1 rRNA gene is annotated in these 680 nt (G+C 60.3%); it reads left to right on the plus strand.

Annotation, left to right across the window (positions count from 1 at the left end):
* Nucleotides 1–379 precede the first annotated feature (379 nt).
* Nucleotides 380–680 (plus strand): 16S ribosomal RNA (locus NDI76_RS22530); the annotation flags it as partial.

A 680-nucleotide genomic window follows, 5' to 3' on the forward strand; every position in this document is an offset into this window, starting at 1 on the left:
TCGCACTCTCACGACGAACGCGAGACGACGCCCTTAAGTGTTCGAGCCCACTTCGGAAGAATGCGAACGACACACCGCGACCGTGCGACGGTTCAAACCCGTCGCACACTCGGACACGGTCCCCTCGGGGACCACCGGACACGGCACGAACCGACGGCCTTAAGCCAACGAACGTGCAACGTCCGAGTCCGAAGCCATGAGGATTCCACCCCTGCGGTCCGCCGTACAAGATGGAATCTGATGTTAGCCTTGGTAGTTCGGTGCCACCCGTTCGGTCAATACCGGTGGCGCCGAGCACCACGAACGGACCACGCAATGGTGATGCCCTCGACACATCGTCGAGGACCATCCCGCCAAACCCCCCTCTTCAGAGGGGAACATTCCGGTTGATCCTGCCGGAGGCCATTGCTATCGGAGTCCGACTTAGCCATGCTAGTTGCGCGAGTTTAGACTCGCAGCAGATAGCTCAGTAACACGTGGTCAAGCTACCCTGCAGACACGGACAACCTCGGGAAACTGAGGCTAATCCGCGATATCGATCCCACGCTGGAATAGCCGGGATCAGCAAACGCTCCGGCGCTGCAGGATGCGGCTGCGGCCGATTAGGTAGACGGTGGGGTAACGGCCCACCGTGCCGATAATCGGTACGGGTTGTGAGAGCAAGAGCCCGGAGACGGAAT

This window comes from Halogeometricum sp. S1BR25-6, from assembly GCF_031624495.1.
GTDB classification, from domain to species: Archaea; Halobacteriota; Halobacteria; order Halobacteriales; family Haloferacaceae; genus Halogeometricum; species Halogeometricum salsisoli.